At 66.0% G+C, this 20838-nt stretch carries 18 protein-coding genes and 1 riboswitch; of the genes, 8 read left to right on the top strand and 10 right to left on the bottom strand.

What is annotated here, in order from left to right; translation table 11 throughout:
- The first annotated feature begins 159 nt into the window (after positions 1–159).
- Positions 160–278: riboswitch (SAM riboswitch) on the top strand.
- Between the two features lie 40 nt (positions 279–318).
- The gene (locus AC6CHY_RS00865; protein WP_217387461.1) at positions 319–864 is read left to right on the top strand and encodes an OsmC family protein; all 546 of its coding nucleotides are present in this window, start codon (positions 319–321) and stop codon (positions 862–864) included.
- Positions 865–955: 91 nt separating this feature from the next.
- Here the strand turns inward: AC6CHY_RS00865 and aztD are convergent, their stop codons facing one another.
- A complete protein-coding gene (aztD, locus tag AC6CHY_RS00870) occupies positions 956–2266 on the bottom strand; it encodes a zinc metallochaperone AztD (RefSeq protein ID WP_498225121.1) in 1311 nt (436 codons plus the stop codon).
- Between the two features lie 176 nt (positions 2267–2442).
- On the bottom strand, positions 2443–2685 hold the full coding sequence (locus AC6CHY_RS00875; protein WP_254455754.1) for a toxin-antitoxin system YwqK family antitoxin: 243 nt from the start codon (positions 2683–2685) through the stop codon (positions 2443–2445).
- 185 nt (positions 2686–2870) lie between these two features.
- Here AC6CHY_RS00875 and AC6CHY_RS00880 point away from each other — a divergent pair, with 185 nt between their 5' ends.
- Both AC6CHY_RS00880 and AC6CHY_RS00885 read left to right on the top strand, forming a co-directional pair.
- Complete coding sequence (locus AC6CHY_RS00880; protein WP_498225122.1) at positions 2871–4616, top strand: bifunctional metallophosphatase/5'-nucleotidase; 1746 nt, start codon at positions 2871–2873, stop codon at positions 4614–4616.
- Positions 4617–5251: 635 nt separating this feature from the next.
- Positions 5252–6796, top strand: coding sequence for an amino acid permease (locus AC6CHY_RS00885; protein ID WP_498225123.1), 1545 nt, complete (start codon positions 5252–5254; stop codon positions 6794–6796).
- 22 nt (positions 6797–6818) lie between these two features.
- On the opposite strand, the gene AC6CHY_RS00890 is transcribed toward AC6CHY_RS00885, so the two are convergent.
- Together AC6CHY_RS00890 and AC6CHY_RS00895 are read right to left on the bottom strand one after the other, a co-directional pair.
- A complete protein-coding gene (locus tag AC6CHY_RS00890; protein WP_498225124.1) occupies positions 6819–8057 on the bottom strand; it encodes an MFS transporter in 1239 nt (412 codons plus the stop codon).
- Positions 8058–8191: 134 nt separating this feature from the next.
- Positions 8192–8797 carry a TetR/AcrR family transcriptional regulator gene (locus AC6CHY_RS00895; RefSeq protein WP_498225125.1) on the bottom strand — a complete coding sequence of 202 codons (606 nt, stop codon included), beginning with the start codon at positions 8795–8797 and terminating at the stop codon, positions 8192–8194.
- A gap of 94 nt (positions 8798–8891) precedes the next feature.
- Between AC6CHY_RS00895 and AC6CHY_RS00900 the strand changes: the two genes are divergently transcribed.
- Positions 8892–9281: a DUF1304 domain-containing protein gene (locus AC6CHY_RS00900; protein WP_217387457.1), complete on the top strand. Its 390-nt coding sequence runs from the start codon at positions 8892–8894 to the stop codon at positions 9279–9281.
- 40 nt (positions 9282–9321) lie between these two features.
- A complete protein-coding gene (locus tag AC6CHY_RS00905) occupies positions 9322–10332 on the top strand; it encodes an NADP-dependent oxidoreductase (protein WP_498225126.1) in 1011 nt (336 codons plus the stop codon).
- A gap of 16 nt (positions 10333–10348) precedes the next feature.
- On the opposite strand, the gene AC6CHY_RS00910 is transcribed toward AC6CHY_RS00905, so the two are convergent.
- Positions 10349–11113 (bottom strand): FadR/GntR family transcriptional regulator, encoded by a 765-nt coding sequence (locus AC6CHY_RS00910; RefSeq protein ID WP_217387455.1) that lies wholly within the window; start codon positions 11111–11113, stop codon positions 10349–10351.
- A 140-nt stretch (positions 11114–11253) separates the two neighbouring features.
- Positions 11254–12990, bottom strand: coding sequence for an L-lactate permease (locus tag AC6CHY_RS00915; RefSeq protein ID WP_217387454.1), 1737 nt, complete (start codon positions 12988–12990; stop codon positions 11254–11256).
- Between the two features lie 243 nt (positions 12991–13233).
- On the opposite strand from AC6CHY_RS00915, the gene AC6CHY_RS00920 reads away from it, so the two are divergent.
- Genes AC6CHY_RS00920 through AC6CHY_RS00930 form a run of 3 tightly spaced genes read left to right on the top strand, consistent with a single transcriptional unit; the run spans position 13234 to position 16180 of the window.
- Positions 13234–14034, top strand: a complete 801-nt coding sequence (locus AC6CHY_RS00920) for a (Fe-S)-binding protein (protein WP_498225127.1) — start codon at positions 13234–13236, stop codon at positions 14032–14034.
- Positions 14031–15545, top strand: a complete 1515-nt coding sequence (locus tag AC6CHY_RS00925) for a LutB/LldF family L-lactate oxidation iron-sulfur protein (protein WP_217387452.1) — start codon at positions 14031–14033, stop codon at positions 15543–15545. The genes AC6CHY_RS00920 and AC6CHY_RS00925 overlap by 4 nt, the downstream gene beginning before the upstream one ends.
- Positions 15542–16180: a LutC/YkgG family protein gene (locus AC6CHY_RS00930; RefSeq protein ID WP_217387451.1), complete on the top strand. Its 639-nt coding sequence runs from the start codon at positions 15542–15544 to the stop codon at positions 16178–16180. Before AC6CHY_RS00925 ends, AC6CHY_RS00930 begins: the two co-directional genes overlap by 4 nt.
- A gap of 219 nt (positions 16181–16399) precedes the next feature.
- Here AC6CHY_RS00930 and AC6CHY_RS00935 read toward each other — a convergent pair whose 3' ends face one another.
- The 4 genes from AC6CHY_RS00935 to AC6CHY_RS00950 all read right to left on the bottom strand — a co-directional run bounded on the left by AC6CHY_RS00935 (position 16400) and on the right by AC6CHY_RS00950 (position 20832).
- On the bottom strand, positions 16400–17863 hold the full coding sequence (locus tag AC6CHY_RS00935; RefSeq protein ID WP_217387450.1) for an aldehyde dehydrogenase (NADP(+)): 1464 nt from the start codon (positions 17861–17863) through the stop codon (positions 16400–16402).
- Between the two features lie 76 nt (positions 17864–17939).
- Positions 17940–19391: an FAD/NAD(P)-dependent oxidoreductase gene (locus AC6CHY_RS00940; protein ID WP_217387449.1), complete on the bottom strand. Its 1452-nt coding sequence runs from the start codon at positions 19389–19391 to the stop codon at positions 17940–17942.
- Positions 19388–19654, bottom strand: coding sequence for a (2Fe-2S)-binding protein (locus AC6CHY_RS00945; protein ID WP_217387448.1), 267 nt, complete (start codon positions 19652–19654; stop codon positions 19388–19390). The genes AC6CHY_RS00940 and AC6CHY_RS00945 overlap by 4 nt, the downstream gene beginning before the upstream one ends.
- Complete coding sequence (locus AC6CHY_RS00950; RefSeq protein WP_217387447.1) at positions 19651–20832, bottom strand: NAD(P)/FAD-dependent oxidoreductase; 1182 nt, start codon at positions 20830–20832, stop codon at positions 19651–19653. The genes AC6CHY_RS00945 and AC6CHY_RS00950 overlap by 4 nt, the downstream gene beginning before the upstream one ends.
- Between the last annotated feature and the right edge of the window lie 6 nt (positions 20833–20838).

Raw genomic sequence — 20838 nt, forward strand, 5'->3', positions numbered from 1 at the left:
TCTTCGCCATGCTGCCTCCAACGCCTTGATCCATTCGCCGCATTGGCCCGAATCGGCAAAAGAACGGGCACTTGTTCGACGAAAGAGCGTTTCATCGTGAAGATTTGTTAAGGCTGCGCTTTGCGCGGGCGCCACGGAATCGGCAACACTCGTAGACAGAATCACGAGCTCCAATCATTCACGGCCCTGGTCGATTGGACCGCAACCCTCTTCGTCATAGCGGGGTGCGCCAGGTGAAGATTCGACGCCACCCAACCGGATCGGCGTAAGTATGGCGTTGTGCAAGGCATGCGCCAACCACGAAAGGATCGAACTTCCATGTCCGAAACCCTGATCGACAGCACCCTTGATGAGATTCGCGCAGAAAAGCTCACCGCGGCAGGCACCGCCTGGGGCGAGCGCATTGCCGCCAACACGGCCAGCGCGGCGCTGACCTTCAAGGCCAGCGGAGTGTCCACCGGTTCGGTGTCCAGCGAAATCACCGCGGGAAAGCACCGCTTCATCGTCGACGAACCGGAGGCACTGGCCGGGGACGACGTGGCGGCCAGCCCGGTGGAATTTGCCCTCGGCGCCCTCATTTCCTGCCAGGTCGTGGTCTACCGCCTGTACGCACACCAGCTGGGTCTCAAGATCGACTCACTGGAAATCAGCGCGGAGGCCGACCTGGATGTCCGCGGTCTCTTCGGCATCGAGGAAACCATCCGCCCGGGCTTCGGCGAGGTGCGCCTGACGGTCAAGATCGATGGCCCGGAGACGCGCGAGCGCTACGAGGAGCTGCAGGCAACCGTCGATGCACGCTGCCCGGTGCTGGACATCTTCAGCAACCCGACCCCTGTCAGCGTCGAGCTGGTTACCGCCGGCTAGCGCCACCATGAACCGATCGTGGGTCGGTGCCGTTCGAGGGGAACGGCACCGACCCACGATTTTTTTGTTTCCCTTGGGGCGCGGGTTCCCGCTATCCCTTGATCGAGGTGATCTCGTTGGGAACTTCCGGCAGGGTCACGCTCCGTGAGACCTTGCCGGTCTTCAGGTCCACGAAGTGCAACTCCTTGGTGGCCGGTTCGGTGACATAGGCGGTACCCCCGGAGACGTGCACAGTCGGGCGCGGCTGCTGCCAATCGATCGGTTCTTCCCATGCGCCGACCACGGCAATGGCCTTCTTTTCCTTCCCGTTCTTCACGTCGTAGACATGCAGCTTGCCGTCGGTTCCCAGCAGCAGCGCGTCCCCTCCGGCACTGCGGGCCAGGGAGCGGAACGAATAGCTGTAGTTGATGTCGATGAGCTTGAGGGTGTTGGTCGCGGTATCCGTCAACGAAAAGGTTTGCGGGCGTTCGAGCTCGGCGTCCTTGTCCTTCTTATAGTCCCCGAGCACCACGGACGAGACCTCGGATCCTGCCTGGTTTCCGATCCGTCCGTAAGCATCAGGCGCCTCGAGCTTGGCGATCTTCTTGTCCTTGATGACCAGGATGCCGTCCTCGCAGCCGACCACCATGGCCTCGTCCTTGGCGACCGCCTCGCCGTGGACGCCGGGGCACTGCCGGGATTCGGCCACGGTGGTTCGCCGGTGCTCGGCATCCGGCGCGGAGAGCAGCTTCACCGCGTTGACGGCCTCGGCATTGCCGTCGGTGACCAGCAGGGTCCCGTCCGCGAGCCGCACGGCCACCCCGTGGTGCGCTTCGGGCAGTGCCACGTCCTCGGTGCGGGGCAGGGCCCTGTTGTCCAGCTGGGTGGATTCGAAGATGTTGATTTTGCCGGTGGCGTCGTCGAAGAGGGCGGTGTGCCCGGCGTGGACCACTGCGTGCCCGGGCTTGGCGGCCGGGAACACCAGCTCGGTCAGCGAGGGATCTGAGGTGTAGTGATGGGCATGTTCACCATGCTTTTCGGACCAGACACCGGAGTCCAGGACCTGGAATCCCCCGGCGGTGGAGACGAGCACCCGGCGGCCATCGCCCGCTGGGTTGACGCGGTTGAAGCCCGCAAGCTTGTGGTTCGAGAGGACTGCGCCGTCACGCGCGTCCGCCACCAGCAGTCCCCCGTCATAGGTGAGCACGAGCCGCGGAGTGGCGGATCCGGCCTCGGCGATCTTCGCGCTCGGGCTCGCCGCCTGAGCTCCCGAGATCGGTGCGGCCTGGCCTGGCGCGCTGGCGGCGCAGCCCGCCAGCAGGGCTCCGGCGGCCATGAGCCCCAGGGCTCCGGCGCCCATGCGCAACCGGCGGGTGGCGTCGGCTTGGCCATGGCGCTTGGTGAGTGATTTTTCGTGTGACATGGGAATCACCGTAAATTAAATGAGAATCATTCACAACAATGACCAAGGCGCGTAACGCTAGCCCTGCTATTGAGAACATTTCTCATCTAGATTGGATGGTTGGTGTCGCAGTGGAGCAGGTGCCCGGCAACGGCATCCGCAAGATCGGGGCCCGCGGAACGGCCGCCCGCCAACATTTACTCGCCGTAGTCGGTGTCCTTGTACGGGATCCCGGATTTGTCATAGGTGGTCCAGGTTCCCACCTGCCGCCCGCGGTCCAGGCGACCGGAGCGCATGATCGTGCCGTCGATCCTGAACCATTCCCAGTCCCCGTGGATCTCCCCGCCCAGGGTGAACCCGCGCGCCCACAAGCTGCCGTCATTGTGGAGCTTCTCGAAGGGTTCCAGGCCGGAGGCCTTTTCTGCATCGCGACTGGCCATGGACCCATGGTGCCACAGGCATGCCGCGGGCCAGGCTGCCCCGCTTGCGCCCGCGGGATGCCGGCGCCCCAACAACCCTTGGACTCTGCCGTGGCGCTGGGTAGGATCAGCCGCATGTGTCCCCACCGGTTCACAGGGATGGGACCACATCAACTCGTCACCTTTCATGAGGGAGAAGAACCAACGTGTCCGAGAAACATCCCTTGCGGCGCCATGCATTGGCCGCCGCCGCAGCATTCACGCTCCTTGCATCCGCTGCCGTCGCCGCCCCCGCGCAGGCCCGGCCCGCCGACCCGAATTCGCAGGGCCAGGCCAACAAGGAGGAGAACACGCCCACCACGACCATTGGGCTGGTGGGCATCAACGACTTCCACGGCCGCATCGAGGCCAACGGTGCCGAGGCCGGGGCCGCGGTGCTGGCAGGTGCCGTCAAGGACTACAAGAGCAGGAACCGCAACACGCTCTTCGTCTCGGCCGGGGACAACATCGGCGCCTCCACGTTTACCTCGTTCTCACAGCAGGACAACCCCACCATCGACGCGCTGGTCGCCGCCGGCCTGGACGTCTCCGCGGTGGGAAACCACGAATTCGACCAGGGCTTCACCGACCTGGTTGAACGCGTGATCCCGCGCTACGGCGCCGGGGATTCCGCCGCGGGCGCCGACTACGCGCTGGGCGCCAACGTCTATGAAAAAGGGACCAAGAAGCCGGCCCTGAAGGAATACGCGCTGCGGACCCTCAACGGTGTCACCGTGGGCATCATTGGCACCGTCACCGACCAGACGGGCACCCTCGTGACCCCCGCGGGCGTCGCCGGACTCGACTTCGGCAACCAGCTGGAGGCCGCCAACCGGGTGGCCGCGCAATTGAGCGACGGAAAGCGCTCCAACGGCGAGGCCGATGTGCTGGTGCTGTTGACCCACGAGGGGTCGGCGAGTACCGATTGCGCCGCCATCGGCTCCGAGGAAACCTCCTACGGGGAGCTGGTTCGCGGCGCGTCGCCGGAAATCGACGCCATCTTCTCCGGCCACACCCACGGGGGCTACTCCTGTTCCTACCCGGTGGACGGCTGGGCCAAGGGGCTGCAGCGCCCCGTGCTGCAGGCGCACCAATACGGCACCACCCTGGACAACCTGCAGATCACGGTGTCGAAGCAGCAAAAACAGGTCGTGGGACTCGACGCGGGACTGGTCTCGCTGACCACCATCGCCGAGAACGGACAGGTCATCCCGCGCTTCGAGGCGGTGCCAAAGGTCGCCGAGATCGTCGCGGCCGCGACCGCCCAGGCGGAGGTCATCGGCGCCCAGAAGATCGGGGCGATCAGCGCGAGCGTCACGCGCGGCGGAACCGCGGGCTCGGACCGGGGCGTCGAATCCTCGTTGGGCAACCTGGTGGCCGACATGCACCTGTGGGCCACTTCCAACGACTCTTTCGGCGGCATTCCCGCCCAGATCGCCTTCATGAATCCCGGCGGGCTGCGCGCCGACCTCATCTATGGGGCCGACGGAACGGTCACTTACAAGGACGCCGCGTCGGTCCAGCCCTTCGGCAACACGCTGTTCACGATGGACCTCACCGGCGCCCAGATCAAGGCGGTGCTCGAGGAACAGTGGCAGCCCGAAGGGTCCAGCCGGCCCAAGCTGCACCTGGGGATTTCCGACGGCTTCGGCTATGCCTATGACCCCAACGCCGCCCGGGGCCAGCACATCCTGTCGATGACCTACCAGGGAGAGCCGGTCGCCAACGACCAGGTTTTCCGCATCGTCACCAACTCGTTCCTGGCCGCGGGCGGAGACAACTTCTCCACTTTTGCCCAGGGAAGCAACGTGGCGGATTCCGGCCAAATCGACCTGGTGGCCTGCATCGGCTATTTCCAGGCCCACCCGTTGGTGGATCCGGCCCCCTTGGGCCGGGCCCAAATAGCGCAGTAGTCGGCACGGCGACAGCGAGCTTCCGCCCCCAAGGCGGAAGTTCGCTGTCGCAGCTTGCGATCAAGCATCCGCAATCCGCACGTCATGCGAGCCCCTGGAACAACGAGCCACGAGAGAGGACCGAACCCGCTTTCCCTGTCCCCGGGTCGTCCGGGTCCGATCGCGGGGTATCGTTGCCGCGGCCAGACGATGCAGCTTCCCCGCGGGCCAGGATTCATTCTTTGTGACATTTTCACGTCATAATAAGCTGTGTTGTTCTGGGAACCGGGGCCTTCAAGCCGGGGCCAGATCCGACGCCCGGGGGTCCACCAGACCCCGGACCAACGACCGCGGCAGGGTCTTGATCCAGCCAGCTCATCAACCGGGAAGCAATCCGTGCATCAGAAACGCTGTGTCTTGGGACACGCAAGGGTAAGGTCACACATTCAATTCCCTACGGCTCACGACGGCGAATTCGGAGCACGGAACGACCTGGGGTACGGTGAGCCGCCCCTGGAAGCGCCGCGTCGGGTCCACCCTGCACCCGAACGCGGGGGCGCCGCAGCGTCGACCCCGTGCCAGGGACGTTCGGGGCGCCGCCCGGCGAATGTGAGCCAGCTCGCATCAAGGCCCCTTGGTGGTGTTGCATGACACCCATGAGCAGAATTTCTGTAGCACTCGAACCCGAAGCGGCGGCACCGCGGGAAACCGCGAACACGTCCGGCACCGGTCCTGCCAGCCATCACAACGAACTCAAGCGCGGGCTGAGCAGCCGGCACCTGCAGATGATCGCCATCGGTGGCGCGATCGGCACGGGACTCTTCGTCGCCTCGGGCGGCACGATTTCACAGGCCGGCCCCGGCGGCGCACTGGTTGCCTACGCCCTGGTTGGCCTGATGGTGTTCCTGCTGATGCAGTCCCTGGGCGAGATGGCGGCCAAGATCCCCGTCGCCGGTTCCTTCCAAACCTTCGCCACGCGCTTCGTCTCTCCTTCCTTCGGGTTCGCGATCGGCTGGAACTACTGGTTCAACTGGGCCATCACCGTGGCCGCGGAGCTGGTCGCCGCCGGGATCATCATGGACTTCTGGCTGCCGGGCGTCCCCGGCTGGATCTGGGCCGGGATCTTCCTCGTCGTGTTGACGGGGCTCAATGCGCTCTCGGCCAGGTCATTTGGCGAAAGCGAATTCTGGCTTTCGCTGATCAAGGTGTCCGCCGTGGTGCTGTTCCTGATCGCCGGTGTCCTGATGATCGTCGGCATTCTTGGTGACAGCTCCCCCGGGCTCAGCAACTGGCAAAACCGCGAGGACGTCTTCCACGGTGGATGGGTATCGATCATTTCAGTCTTCATGATCGCCGGCTTCTCCTTCCAGGGCACCGAACTGGTCGGCGTGGCCGCCGGTGAGGCAAGGAATCCCCGGCGCGAGGTGCCCCGGGCAATCCGCAACGTCTTTTGGCGGATCATGATTTTCTATATTGGCGCCATTTTCATCATCGGTTGCCTGATCCCCTTCGCCGATCCGAGCCTGCTGGCATCCGGCGAGGCCGACGTCGCAGCCTCCCCGTTCACCATGGTCTTTGAGCGTGCGGGCATCGCCTTTGCAGCGTCGCTCATGAACGCGGTCATCCTCACCGCGATCCTGTCGGCGGGCAACTCCGGGCTGTATGCCTCGACCCGCATGCTTTACTCCATGGCCCATGACGGCAAGGCCCCCAAGGTCTTTGGCCGCACCAACTCGCGCGGCGTGCCCATTCCGGCGCTGCTGGCCACCGCCGCGGTTGGACTCTTTGGGTTCCTGTCCGCGATCGTCGGCCAGGGTGCCGCCTACGCTTGGCTCCTGAATGTTTCGGGCCTGTGCGGATTCATCGTGTGGGCGGGCATCGCAATTTCGCACTACCGGTTCAGGCGCGGCTTCCTGGCCCAGGGCAACAAGGTCAGCGACCTGCCCTACCGGGCGTCGTTCTTCCCCATCGGGCCGCTGCTGGCATTCGCCGTGTTGATCCTGGTGATCGCCGGGCAGAACTACGAGGCGGTGGTGGCGGGGCGCGGCATGGAGGTGCTCTCCTCCTACATCGGCCTGCCGATCTTCCTGGGACTGTGGCTCGTCCACCGTCTTGTCACCAAGTCCAAGGTGGTGCCATTGCTCGAAATGGACCTGGCCGCGCCGCAGGATGTCGAAGACGAGCTAGCCTCCAAGGCGTAACCGGTCCCGTCGGCCGGGGAACCTACTGCACGCGTTGCGGGGTTCCCCGGCGATAGCCGCTGGCCACGACACCGAGCCAGAGCTGGATTCCGGCAACGAGAATCAGCAGCAGCAACGGCAGGGTCCAGTCGCCGCTGAGCGAGTACAACAGGCCCATGCCGAACGGTCCGCTGGTGGCCACCAGATACCCGACCGACTGGGCCAGGGTGCTCATCGCGGTGGTTTCCTCGGAGGTGTCCCCGCTATGGGAGATCACCAGCAGCACCAGCGGGAACACGGAGAACCCGATTCCCATGGCGACCGCGCATAGCCAGGCGAGCGAAAGTGGCAGCCACACGAGGCCAGCCAGTCCTGCGGCGACCATGACCGAACACATGATGAAGGCGCCGCGCAGCTTGCCGTGCTTGTTGACGAGCCAGAGGGAAAGCATGGTTGCGGGGATCGTCATGGCCTGCAGCGCCCCCAGGATGATCCCGGCATCGGCGGGCGACATGGACCGCGAGATCAGGATGCTGGGCAGCCAGCTCATCATGGCGTAGGCCATGAGTGCCTGGACGGTGAAGAGCCCGGTGATGACCATTCCGCGCCGGGTGCGGATGAGCGAGAGCGGGCTGACGCCCGACGGCGACGGCGTGGCGGCGCGGTCCGAGCGGGCCATGACCATGAACGGCAGGAACGCCAGCACGGCGACTACCGCCAGGAAGCTCCAGGTGGCAAGCCCCATGGTCGGCGAGCCGGCGGCCAACGCCAGGGGGACGCTCAGGGCCGAGGCGGCGGTGGCGCCCACCGACATGGTGATCGTGTACAGACCGGTCATCATCGAGGTCTTCTGGGCAAAGTTCTCGCGGATAAACGACGGCATGGCAACATTGCACAGCGCGATGCCGCACATGGCCGCCACCGTTCCGGCCAGCAATGCCCACGTGGTCGGCAATGCCCTGAACGCCAGCCCGGCGGCCAGCACGCCCAGTGCGAGCAGCATTGTTCCGGAGAGGCCAAGGCGCCGGGCCAGCCACGCCGTCGCCATGCCGGCCACGGCAAAAACCAGGGTGGGGATCGAGGGCAGCAGCGCCGTGACGAACGGGCCATAGCCCAGGAATTCCTGCAGGTCCAGGAATAGCGGTGAAGCACTGGTGATGCCCGCACGCAGGTTCAGCCCGACGAGAATCACGGCGAGTAGCGACAGCAACATGAATCCACGGGACGCCGGCCGCGGAACCGTGTGCGAATTGTCGGCTGCCGGGTTTTCCATCTTGGACATGCTCACAGATTACTGGGCAAGCCCTTGCGGGAGACGGCGAACCGGGGGCAAGGTTGCTCACATCGGCCCGGCGCTCCCTACTTTGGGTTTCGACCCGAAGGGAAATCGCGCGGAAACAGGCCCGTGGAGCTGGCCTACCGGGCTTGCGATCCCGCCGGAAGCCACAGCCGCGCCTGTTCCCCGGCCGCTTCGAGGGTGGACAGTGCCTCGTCCAAATTCACGCGCGCCATGAGCAGTGCGCCCATGGTCAGCCCCGCTAGGATACGGGCCCGGGCGAGAACCACCGCGTCGGTTTGCGTTGGGTCGGCTGCGCGCAGGGCGCCGGCAACGCCGTCCCGCAATTCGACCTGGTACCCATCGACCAACAGCCTCAGCGCCTCGTCGTTTCCCGCGATGCCCGCCGCAGTGTTCAGCAATAGGCATCCTCGGTTTGTGGTCTGGTCCGCCGTCTTCACCAAGGCATCGGACAACGAGGTCAGGTAGGTCGAGATGCCCTCGGCAGGGTGTGCCGGGTTGTGCAACAGGGTCAGGCGAGGTCGCAGGATCGTATCCATGTAGTCCTGGATCACTGCATCAAAGAGTCCCCGCTTGGAGCCAAAGCCGTGATAGATGCTTGAACGGCCCAGTCCCGTGGCGGCCTCAAGATCCGCGATCGATGTGGCATCGAATCCTTTGTCCCAAAAGACGCGCCGGGCATCGCCAAGCGCCTTGCCGGTATCGAATTCTTGCGTTCTGGCCATGAGACCCGGATCCCCCTGTTTTGTGTAACGGTCATTCCAGTATATATTGGAACGAGCGTTACACAATCACTCGTTCAATCTAGGGGCGCACCAGATGCTGCTGACAACCATGATTTTCTCCGGACTGGCCGCGGCAATCCATGTGTACATATTTGTGCTGGAGTCGCTGCGCTGGGACCTCCCCTCCACCCGCAAGGCGTTCGGCATCAAGACTGACGCCGAGGCAAGCGCGACCAAGCCGCTGGCCTTCAACCAGGGGTTCTACAACTTGTTCCTGGCCGTTCTCACGGTTCTGGGCATGGTCCTGGCGCTTGCTTCGTCCACGACTGCCGGAGCAACGTTGATCTTTGCAGGCACCGGCTCGATGGCGGCGGCGGGGATGGTCCTGCTCTTGTCCTCGCCCAAGCTTGCCCGCGCGGCCATCCTCCAGCTCACGGCTCCGGCCCTGGCCATCATTTTTGGCCTGTTTGCCTTCACCCGCTAAAGCCCCCCAAATTTCCTCTCTGAAAAGGAGCCTCGACTTCATGTCCACTTTCACCAGCACCCAGATCCACCTCGCCAGCCGCCCCACCGGGTGGCCAACGGACGCGATTTTTTCCACCGTCGCGGTGGAACTGCCCGACCTCGCCGAGGGCGAGATCCGGGTGGCCAACGAGTTCATTTCCGTTGACCCCTATATGCGCGGGCGCATGAACGACACCAAGTCCTACGCTGCGCCGTATGCCCTCGACGAGGTCATGACGGGTGGAGCGGTGGGCCGCGTGGTTGAATCACGCGCCGAGGGATTTAGCGTCGGCGATCCGGTGCTTCACCAACTGGGATGGCGGGACCGCTCCCAGGCCGCGGCAGGCAACTTCCGCGTGGTCCAGGACATTCCAGGCCTGCCGCTGTCGGCCTACCTCGGCATTTTGGGCATGACGGCCTTCACCGCCTATGTCGGGTTGACCGAAATTGCCGGCCTCAAGGGCGGCGACACCGTCTTCATTTCCGGCGCGGCCGGGGCCGTCGGCAGCGCGGCAGGCCAGATTGCCCGCCTCAAGGGCGCCAAGCGTGTCATCGGCTCCGCCGGCAGCGCGGCCAAGGTCGATCTGCTGACCGAAAAGTACGGCTACGACGCCGCCTTCAACTACAAGAACGGGCCGGTCCGCGGGCAGTTGCACGAAGCGGCGCCCGAAGGCATCGACGTGTATTTCGACAACGTGGGTGGTGAACACCTGGAGGCTGCACTGGATGCATTCAACCCCGGTGGCCGGGGCGCCTTGTGCGGGGCCATCTCCGTCTACAACTCGACAGAGGCCCCCGTGGGTCCGCGAAACATGAGCAACATGGTCACCCGGGGGCTAACCCTCAAGGGGTTCACCGTGGGGAACTACGCCGAACACTACCCGGCGTTCATGGCCGACATGTCCGAATGGATTGCGCAGGGGAAGATCGTCTTCGACGAGACCGTCGTCGAGGGCCTGGACAACGCGGTGCAGGGGTTCCTGGACCTGATGCGCGGCGCCAACACCGGCAAAATGGTCATCAAACTCTAAACGCCCCCGGCGCCGCTCAGAGCTGCCTGGATTCCGTGTAGAACCACTCGATGTGCTCGCGCAGGAGCCTGGCGGCCAGCGGGCCGTCACCGTCCGCAACCGCCTGGTGGATGCCGTGGTGTTGGGCCCGAAGGACCTTGGCGATCTTCTGCCAGGCAGCGTCGCTGGCCACGGACTCACTGACGTAGTCGCTGATCGACAGGCGCAGCGATTCCATCATGGCCTCGATGACGGCGTTGCCGGCAAGCGATGAGAGCAGGACATGGAATTGGGAGTCGAGGTCGTGGAATTCCTCGCGGTCAAGGCCCGGCTCGTCCATGGCCTCGAGCAGCTCGGCCGTCCGCCGCAACACCGCGGCGCTGCGCTCGGGGTCGCTGCCCAGGTCGGCGGACTCGGCGGCCCAGGTTTCCAGCAGGATTCGGGATTCGACGATGTCGGCAACGGAAAGCTGGCGCGAGGCAACGTGAAGCCGCAGCGTCGCCGACAGTCCCACCGCGGGATCGGAAATGACGACGGCGCCGGAGTTTGGCCCGGACCCGGTGGAGGTGCGCACCATGCCCATGGCATCGAGGATGCGGATGGCGTCCCTGACCGATGCCCGGGAGATCCCGTGGGTCTCGGCCAAGGATCGCTCGCCGGGCAACTGGTCGCCAATCTTGAGCTTTCCCGCGCGAAGGTCGGCCTCGATGGTGGTCAGGACCGTCTCGTAGGCCCGGGCCGGCTGCGGCGAATTCCTGGCTGTGCTTTTCACTGCTTTCTTGCCCCCATGGTCATTGCTCATGTTTGGTCCCTTGACCACACAAAGAATCATTCAAGCCTAATGGGTTGCGGAGCCGGCGACGGCCCCGTGGATCGGCGATACGCCTCGCCGATGCACAGGGCCGCTTGTCGGCCGTCGCGGCCGGTGTTGCCGGGCCCGCCTTACGGGGTCGGCAGCATCCAGCCCAGGATCGGCGTGGACTGCAGGTACACCAGCACGCACAGCACCAGAAGCATGCCCACCGACCAGCCGGCGACCTTCTTCAGGATGACCGATTCCTTGCCTTCCATGCCCACCGCGGTGGCGGCGATGGCCAGGTTCTGCGGGGAAATCAGCTTGCCGACGACACCGCCCGAGGTGTTGGCCGCGACCAGCAGGTTCGGATCGATTCCGGCGTTGATGCCGGCGGTCTGCTGCAGCTTCGCGAACAGGGCGTTTGCCGAGGTGTCGGAACCGGTGACAGCCGTGCCGATCCAGCCCAGGATCGGGGACAGGAACGCGAAGAAGGCGCCGGTTCCCGCGAGCCAGGTGCCGATGGTGATCGTCTGCCCCGAGAGGTTCATGACGTAGGCCAGGGCCAGGACCGAGAGGATCGTGGTGGCGGCCCACCGCATGTTGTAGATCGTGCGCCCGATTTCCAGGACGGCATCCGACACCTTGATCTTGTACTTGCCGCCTGCGTCGTTCAGCGAATAGACGATCGCGACGATCAGGCCGGTGAAGAGCAGTAGGGTGCCGGGATTGGAAAGCCACTGGAAATTGTAGATCGTCGACGAAACCGGGTTTCCTTCGCCGTCAAGCACGTGGCCGTAGAGCATGGGCCACTTGATCTTGACGTCGGTCGCGGCCAGCGCTCCCGGGACGTTCACGCCCAGCTTCCAGAGCTTTGCAATGCCGAAGACGACGATGACCAGCAGGTAGGGGAAGAGCGCAAGGAAGGTCGGGCCGGCCTCCAGCTTCTGTTCGTGCCCGCGGTAGGCGGCGGCCGAACCGGTGCGGGCGTTGCCGCCCTGGCCGGCATGTGCGCCCTGCGCTGCCTCGCCCACCAGGACGCGGGCGCGTGCCTCGTCGCGGCCCTTCGGGGTCCAGAACCGCAGGAAGATCACTGCGGCGCCCAAGCCGGCGAGCGAGGCGACGATGTCGGTGAGCTCGTAGGAGAAGTAGGTGGCACAGAGGAACTGGGCCACGGCGAAGGAACCGCCGATGACCAGCGCCGCGGGCCAGACTTCCTTGACGCCGCGCTTGCCGTCAAGGATGAACAGCAGCAGGGTCGGGACGAAGATGGCCAGCAGCGGTGCCTGGTGGCCGACGACGGCGCCGATGTGGTTGGCGTCCAATCCGGTCAGGCCGGCGGCGGTGGTGATGGGGATGGCCACGGCGCCGAAGGCCACCGGGGCGGTGTTGGCGACCAGTACCGCGGCGGCCGCACGCAGTGGGGCCATGCCGAGGGCCAGCAGCATTGTCGCGGTGATGGCCACCGGTGCGCCGAATCCTGCCAGCGCCTCAAGCAGGCCGCCGAAGCAGAAGGCGATCAGGATGGACTGGATGCGGATATCGCCGCCGCCGATCACGTCGAAGACGCGACGCAGGTCCTCGAACCGGCCCGAGACGACGGTGACCTGGTAGAGCCAGATCGCCATGATGACGATCCAGACCACCGGGAAGGCCCCGAAGACCGCGCCAAGCACCCCCGACATCAAGGCCATGCCCAGAGGCATCTTGAAGACAAAGATTGCGACCAGGATGGCAACAAGCAGGGAGGTAAGGCCCGAGACGTACGCCTTGGCCTTGACGACCGCCAGCATGACGAAGAACGTCAGCAGGGGCAGCAGGGAAATGATGGCGGAAAGCGCAATGCTTCCTGCCAGCGGATCGGTGGTGGGTGTAAAGGTGTCCACTGGGCGTCCTTCGCGTTGGGAGTGGAGCGCGGATAAGGGGTGGGTCTTGGTGGACGCCGGTAGACATCCGTGGTCGGACCACTATGGTCCGACCACACCAGCATAACCCAAAATTCAACTCCATGGTGAGTGGGGTCACAGAATTTTTTTACTTCGCCCGCCGGGTGGACGTGGGCCCGATCACGTCCTAGTATGGTCAGACCACATCAATTCCTCGGCTGAGCACGCCGGAAGGATCACTGAATGAAAATCGCACTCTTCGCCACCTGCATCGTTGACGCCATGTACCCGCAGACCGCTCGCGCCACGGTCAAGATCCTCGAACGACTGGGCCACGAGGTGGTCTTCCCCTCGGGGCAGGCATGCTGCGGCCAGATGCACATCAACTCCGGCTACATGGACGAGGCACTCCCCGTGGTGACCAACCACGTGAAGGCCTTCGAGGCGGAGAGCTACGACGTGGCCGTTGCGCCGTCGGGATCCTGCGTCGCCTCCGTCAAGCACCAGCACCCGGTCCTGGCCGAACGCTGCGGGGACGCCGCGCTCAAGGCGCGGGCCGAGGCCGTGGGCGCCAAGACCTACGAGCTGTCCCAGCTTCTGGTCGACGTCCTGGGTGTCACCAACGCCGCCGAACAGCTTGGCTCGCACTTCCCGCACAAGGTCACCTATCACCCCTCCTGCCACGGCATGCGCTCGCTGAAACTCGGCGACCGGCAGTTTGACCTGCTCAAGTCCGTGGCCGGCATCCAGGTCGCCGACCTGCCCGAGGCCGACCAGTGCTGCGGCTTCGGCGGCACCTTCTCCCTGAAGAACGCGGACGTTTCCTCCGCCATGCTCCAGGACAAGACCAAGAACATCGAGTCCACCGGCGCCTCGCTGTGCGCGGGCGGCGACGCCTCCTGCCTCATGCACATCGGCGGCGGCCTCTCGCGCACCAAGTCGGATGCGACGACGCTGCACTTTGCCGAGATCCTGGCCAGCACCCTTGACGAGCCGGTCTCGGTGACCGGCGAAATCCTCGTAGGAAAGGCGGGCGTGCGATGAGCAACGTCTTCATGGGGATGCCGACCCTCCCGGTCTTCGGCGACGGCAACCTCCACATCGAAGAACCCTTCCCGGCCGCGGCACACCGGGAACTGGGCAACACCCAGATGCGCGCCAACCTGCGCCATGCCACCCACACCATCCGCGACAAGCGCCTGAAGGTCGTGGCCGAGCTTCCCGACTGGGAACAGCTACGCGATGCGGGTTCGGCCACCAAGAACCACGTCATGGCCAATCTCCCGGCACTGCTGGAGGAGTTCGAAACGAACTTCACCGCCCGCGGCGGCATCATCCACTGGGCCCGCGACGCCCAGGAGGCAAACCAAATCGTCGCGGACCTGATCCGCGAGCAGGACACCACCGAGGTCGTCAAGGTCAAGTCCATGGCCACCCAGGAAATCGGGCTCAACGAGTACCTCGAGGAACAGGGCATCTCCGCCTTCGAGACCGACCTGGCCGAGCTGATCGTCCAGCTGGGACACGACAAGCCCAGCCACATCCTGGTCCCGGCCATCCACAAGAACCGCACCGAGGTGCGCGACATCTTCCTGGCCGAAATGCCGAACGTCGACCCGAACCTCACCGACGAACCCCGACTGTTGGCCATGGCCGCCCGCGAGCACCTGCGCCGCAAGTTCCTCTCCGCCAAGGTCGCCGTCTCCGGGGCCAACTTTGCGCTGGCCGACTCCGGCACGTTGGCCGTAGTCGAGTCCGAGGGCAACGGCCGGATGTGCCTGACCCTGCCCGAAACCCTGATCACCGTCATGGGCATCGAAAAGCTGCTCCCCACCAAGGACGACCTCGAGGTCTTCATGCAGCTGCTGCCGCGTTCCTCCACCGGCGAGCGCATGAATCCCTACACCTCCCTGTGGACCGGGGTCACCGAGGGCGACGGACCGCAGAACGTGCACCTGGTGCTGTTGGACAACGGACGGACCGCGGCACTGGCCGACAAATACGGGCGCACCGCACTGAACTGCATCCGCTGCTCGGCTTGCATGAACGTGTGCCCGGTCTACGAACGCACCGGCGGCCACGCCTACGGCTCCACCTACCCGGGCCCGATCGGGGCGATCCTCACCCCGCTGCTCACCGGCATCAAGTCCGAGGAAAACAGCACCCTGCCCTACGCCTCCTCGCTCTGCGGCGCCTGCTACGACGCCTGCCCGGTGAAGATCAACATCCCCGAGATCCTCGTGCACCTGCGCGGGGAGGACGTGGACTCCAAGCGCGGGGAAAAGAAGCTGCCCAGCCAAATGGACCTGATGATGAAGGGCGGGGCCTGGGCGTTCTCCTCGGGCAAGCACCTGGGGCTGCTGGAGAAGGGCCTGCCGCTGGGCAAGCTCGCTGGCGGGCGCGACAAGAAGATCAAGCGCCTTCCGGGCATCGCGGCCGGCTGGACACAGTCCCGCGACATCCCCGCTCCCCCGTCGCAGTCCTTCCGCGACTGGTGGAAGAAGGACCACGAGCCGGTTGCACCCATCAATGAGCAGGAGAAGCTGACCAAATGAGCGCCAAGGAAGAAATCCTCTCCCGCATCACCTCCGCCCTGCGCGATGCCCCGACACCGGGGCCGGTTCCCCGCGAGTACCGCACCGTCTCGGACATGCCGGAGGCCGAACTCATCGAACTGCTGGTGGACCGCCTCGAGGACTACAAGGCCCACGTCGACGTCGTGGAAGCCGCGGATCTTTCGGCAACGATTGCCGAGCGCCTCAAGGACGCCTCCAGCTTTGTGGTGCCGCACGGCATCGACGGGACCTGGTTGGCCGATGCCGCGCCGGCCGGCGATGCACGCCGACGCATCGATGCCCCCGGCGCCGTGCTGGGCGTGGCCGAGCTGGACGGCACCGACGCGGTGCTGACCTCCTCGGCCGTCTCCATCGCCGAGTCCGGCACCATCGTGCTCGACGGCAGCGGCGATCAGGGCCGCCGCGCGATTTCCCTGGTGCCCGACCACCACGTGTGCGTGGTCCCGGTCTCCAGCATTGTGCGCCTGCTGCCCGAGGCGATGCAGCGGATGGACATCACCCGCCCGCTGACCTGGATCTCCGGGCCCAGCGCCACGAGTGACATCGAGCTCGAGCGCGTCGAGGGCGTGCATGGCCCGCGCCAGCTGGACGTCATCATCGCCAAGGGGCTCTAGGCGCCCAACCACGAAAGCGGTTCCGCGGCCCGCACGCATTCGTGCACCGCGGAACCGCTACCTGCGTTAAGGCCGCTGGATTGCGATCCCGTGACAGTATGCCGACCATAAGTCACGTTCTTCCTGCACCGCTTATGAGGTTCATCCCGCGATTCGCACCGGCCCCGAGAATCGAACCGCTGGCCGGCTCGTTCCTCGGGGAATCCGACAGGCAGAGGGCTATCGCTTGCCGTTGACCATCTGCGGCACGTTCAGCGGATTGGCATCCTGCAACGCCTCGGGAAGCAGTCCCTGCGGAAAGCCCTGATATGCCACAGGACGCAGGAAGCGGGAGATCGCTGCGGTGCCCACGGAAGTGCTGCCCACGGAGGTGGTTGCCGGGTACGGGCCGCCATGCTGCTGCGCATAGGTCACCGAGACGCCGGTCGGCCACTGGTTCCACAACACGCGGCCCGCCTTGCGGGAGAGCACCTCGATCAGGTCGGCGACCTCGCAGTTTTCGGTGCCCACAAGGGTGGCGGTCAGCTGGCCCTCGAAGCTTTCAGCCAGGGCAACGAGTTCCGACTCGTCGGTGTACTCGACGACCAGTGCGGTCGGGCCGAAGCACTCGGTCTGCAGGGACTCCGGGTGTGCCAACAGGTCCTCGGCGCTGGTGAGCAGCAGGGTCGGGCTCGGCGGATCGGCCAGCGGGTCCGAGCCCTGGGCCAGGACCTGGACCTTTTCGTGGCCCTGCAGGGCCCCAAGCACCTCGACGTAGCCAGCCTGGATGCGGCCGTTGAGCAGGGCAGCTGCGGCGGGCATTTGCGTGGCGCGCAGGGTTGAGACGATGCCCGAACCGCGCGGGACGAAGAGCGTTCCCGGCTTGGTGCAGAACTGTCCGGCGCCCATGGTGAAGGATGCGACGAATTCGTCGGCGATCGCGACGCCGCGCTCGGCCGCAGCGGCGGCGGTGACGAAGACGGGGTTGTTGGAACCGAGCTCGCCGTAGAACGGGATCGGTTCCGGGCGGGCGTTGGCCATGTCGAAGAGGGCGCGGCCGCCGGGGATGGATCCGGTGAAGCCAGCCGCCTTGACGCGTGGATCCTTCAACGCGGTGGCGCCCGCCTCGGTGCCCATGACCAGGGCGAAGACGCCGGCCGGAACGCCGGCCGCCCCCAATGCCTCGGCGATGGTGTTGGCCGTGGCCTTCGAGAGTTCCGGGTGGCCCGAGTGGGCCTTGAGGATGACGGGGTTGCCGGCGGCCCACGCGGAGGCGGTGTCGCCGCCTGCCACGGAGAAGGCGAACGGGAAGTTGCTGGCGGCGAAGACAACGACCGGGCCCATCGGCTCGAGCACGCGGCGCAGGTCGGGGCGCGGTGCGCCCATCGGCCACTGAGCATCGGCGTGGTCGATGCGTGCGTCGAGGTAGGCGCCGTCGCGCAGCACCTCTCCAAAGAGGCGCAGCTGGAAGGTGGTGCGCTTGAGCTCTCCCGTCAGGCGGGCCTGCGGCAGGTTGGTCTCCGCCATGGCTATCGGGACGAGGGTGCCTGCCGCGGCATCGAGGGCGTCTGCAACCGCATCCAGTACGGCGGCGCGCTCGGAGGGGCGCAGTGCGGCCCAAGGGGCCGCCGCCTGCTGGGCGGCAACGAGGATTTCCTCGAGCTCGGTGGCTGTCGTCGGGGTGACGGTGATGGTGGTCGTCATGATTGGCGTGGTCCTTTCACGGGGAAGTAGATGGAGATGCGGAGGCAATCCGCGGGTCGAAAACTTGGGTGGGCGGTCATGCGTCCCGGGGTTGCCGGGAGTCCATGGTGCTGATCTCGCCCAGGGTCAGCGGGGCGGCGACGGGGCGCTTGGCGATGGCCGCCAGCGATGCGGCTTCGGCCCCTGCATCCTCGGTGCCCTTGGCGGAAAGGCAGGAGACAGCGAAGCCGCAGACCCTGCCCTGGCACCAGCCCATCCCGGCGCGGGTGAAGGACTTCATGGTGCGTGCATCCGTGGCGCCAAGTGTGTCGCGGGCGTGTGCGACCTCGGCATGGCGTACCTCCTCGCACCTGCACACCAGGGTGTCGTCGGTCAGCATCTCGTCCCACTTTTCGGGGACCGGGTGCGCCCGGTGCATGGCCCCGGCGAACCGGCGGTGGCGCCGGATCTGCCGCGCGGTGCCGGCTCCCGGTGCCTCGCCGTTGGCTGCCGCGGCCCCGGCAACGAGCCCCTCGGCCACGGCCAGCACGGCACCGCCAACGCCCGTCACCTCGCCGGCGAGGTAAAGACCGGGCACGTTGGATGCCTGCCGGCCGTCGACCACGCAGACCAGCGAGCCGTCGGCATCGATGCGCGTCGCTGCCCCCAAGGCGACGGTAAGTTCGATCTGAGGGGTGAACCCCCAGCCGAAACCAACGACGTCCACGTCCTCAAGCAGCAGGTCAGTTCCCGCAATCACGGCCCCCTCGGCGTCGACTTTGGCGATGCGCACCGAGGATGCGCTGGACTCCCCCAGCACCTCGGTGACCACCGTGCGCGTGCGGTAGCGGATGCGGTGCCTGGCAAAGGCGGCAGCGTACTCCGCACCCTCGAGGGCCTTGCCCGGTACGCCGCTTGCGGCGCCCAGGTGCGGGAGCCAGTTGGCCAGCGAGGCGGATTCGCACACTGCCACGACCTTGCCGCCGGCCTCGGCAATGTTTGCGGCCACCGGCAGCAGGAAGGGCCCGGTCCCGGCCACCACAAAGCGCTTGCCCGGCAGGGCGCCGTTGGCCTTGATGAACGCCTGGATCCCGCCGGCGGCCATGACCCCGGGCAGGTCCCATCCGGGTACCGGCAGCTGGCGGTCGTAGCCGCCGCTGCAGGAAACCAGTTTGTCGGCGCGCACCGTTGCAGTGTCGATTGCGGTGCCGGTGGCCGGGGTCAGCCGCAACACAAAGCGGCCGGCATCCTCGCGTTCGATCATCCACACCTGGGTGTTGGGCAAGTAGCGCAGCAAGCCGCGGGAGATGGCCGCGTCGAAGCGTGCGCGCAAATCCAGGTAGGTCTTCCAGCCGTGGTGGCCGTGGCCATCGGATTCGGTAACGACGGACTCGGGGCGGTGGCGCCAAAACTGGCCGCCGGGCTGGGCGCCGGCGTCGAGGACGACGACCCTGGCGCCTCGTTCGGCCGCGGCAACCGCGGCGGCCAGGCCCGCCGGGCCTGCACCAATGACTGCTACGGAGAAGGCAATTTCCTCGTGGGGGCTCATGCGTTGAAGTCCCCTTCAATGGTCATGGATTCGGTCGCTTCGACCAGGCAGGCCCGCTGGTTGGCTTGTCCGTCGATGGTGACCAGGCAGTCGTAGCAAGCGCCGATGCCGCAGAACAGGCCGCGCGGCTTGCCCTCGTTGCGGGTGGTGCGCCAGGCCTTGATTCCTTGGCCCATCAGGACGGCGCCGACGCTCTGGCCGGCATCGGCCGTCACCCGGGCGTCGTTGAGTGTCACGGTGATCCGCCGCGGTGTGGTGCTCATGCTGCTGACTCCTGTGGGACGTTGCCGGTCGGGGTGAATGCGCCGAAGCGTTCGGGGGCGAAGGGCGCCAGTGACATGTCGGGGACCAATCCGGCCAGGGCCTGGGCCACGAGCTTTCCTGTGCCGGCGGACAGGCCGATGCCCGCGCCTTCGTAGCCGCTGGCGTGCCAGAGGCCAGGCGCGCGCGGGTCGTGGCCGATGACCGGCAGGTGGTCCGGGCAGTAGGGGCGGAAGCCGTGGTAGTGGCGGATGATCCGCGTCTTCTCCAGGAACGGGAAGAGCGCGATGGCGTTGGCGGCCATCTGGCGCAGGGCGTCGGTGTTGACGCTGCGGTCGAATCCGACGCGCTCTCGGGAGGAGCCGATCAAGATTGACCCGGCTGGGGTTCCCTCGACCACCGGCGAGGACTGCAGTCCGGCGTCGGAGCTGCCAACGTTGTCCACGTACTCGGCCGCGTACACCTTGTGGTGCACCATCGGCGGCAACGGTTCGGTGACCATGACAAAGCCCTTGCGGGGCTTGACCGGCACGTTGACCCCTGCCAGTGCCGCGATGTCCTCGGACCAGCTGCCCGCGGCGTTGACGACTGCCGGGGCGTGGAATTGCCCGCGGTCGGTCTTCACCCCGGTGACGGTGTCGCCGTTGCGCACAAACCCGGTGACCATGGTGTTGGTGATGACCGTGGTGCCGGCGGCCCGGGCCAACTTGAGCAGGTGCCCTGCAACCAGCATCGGCTGGACCTGGCAGTCGTCCGGGTACCATGCAGCACCCAGCGCGTCGGGGGAAATGTTGGGCTCGAATTCGCGCAGCCGCGGGATGTCGACCCGTTCGACGTCGATCCCGTAGTCGGCCTGCGCCTTGGTCAGGCGGTCCAGCGAGGCAAGGGAGGATTCCCGGGAGGCGACGATGATGCCACCCTTGGACTCGAATTCCCAGTGGGCTGCGTGCTCGGCCAGGTCGCCGCGCCAGGTGTCAAGCGAGAACTTTGTCAGCTCGAGTTCCGGGCCTAGTTCCTTGTCCGACACCAGGATGTTGCCCTCGCAGGCGGAGCTGGTTCCGCTTGCCGGAAGGCCGCGCTCCAGCACGGTCACGGAGAGTCCCTGCATGGTGGCGAAATATGCAATCGCCGAACCAATGACTCCGGCACCGATGACGATCACGTCGCTGGGCGCATTCATGTGTAC

Source organism: Paeniglutamicibacter sp. GQ140, from assembly GCF_059759235.1.